Genomic DNA, 632 nt, shown 5'->3' with positions numbered 1-632 from the left:
CCCGAAAGAGCCCAGAGACCGTTACTCCCACCGCTACCGCTCACTGTAATGCTACCACCGGTCAGGTGGATCGCGCCAGCAGTCGCATAGGCTCCTGAGCTGGTATATGTGCTCTGACCGCTGGCCTCGAGTATGACATCGGTTGCATTGATGATCGCCCCGCTGCCTGAGGCGCGCAGGGCGGTGCCGGCGCCGAGGCTAGTACCGGTCGCTGTCGCGGTTACGTGCGTTGCACCGGTAGCACTGCTGCCGATGGTCATAGTGCCAGACTGGACCTCTACACCAACAGAGTTGCCGACTGACGTGGCCGAGATCGTCGCGCCGTTCAGTGCGCCCGTGCCGCTGAATTGCGTCAGGCCTGCCACACCTGTCGAGACCCCGACCGCAGTGACTGTGCTATCCGTCAACTCAAGCGTGGCAGTATTGTTAATAGAGACGGCCGCAAAACCACTTTGCCCAGTGAGAGTGACGCCCGTGCCCGAGTACGAAGCGCTGTTGGAGACGGAAACAGCTGACGCCGTTCCAGTGCCATTGCGTGTGACGTTGCTTTCGACGCAGGTACCGGAACTCTGGTTCAGCGTCGCAGGTGGGGCGCTCACGCACTGCGCGAATGCGTGCGTGGAAGGCATTAG

1 protein-coding gene is annotated in these 632 nt (G+C 61.6%); it reads right to left on the bottom strand.

Features of this window, described 5'->3' with window-relative positions; all coding sequences use genetic code 11:
* A partial coding sequence (locus tag RCF13_RS10765; RefSeq protein WP_308141153.1) for a hypothetical protein occupies nucleotides 1-599 on the bottom strand: 599 nt, incomplete at its 3' end.
* Nucleotides 600-632 lie beyond the last annotated feature (33 nt).

Origin of the sequence: Stenotrophomonas maltophilia group sp. RNC7 (assembly GCF_030910085.1) — a bacterium.
Taxonomy (GTDB): Bacteria; Pseudomonadota; Gammaproteobacteria; order Xanthomonadales; family Xanthomonadaceae; genus Stenotrophomonas; species Stenotrophomonas sepilia.
Note: the sequence above shows the minus strand (reverse complement) of the source record. Positions and strands in the feature narration are given on the sequence as shown.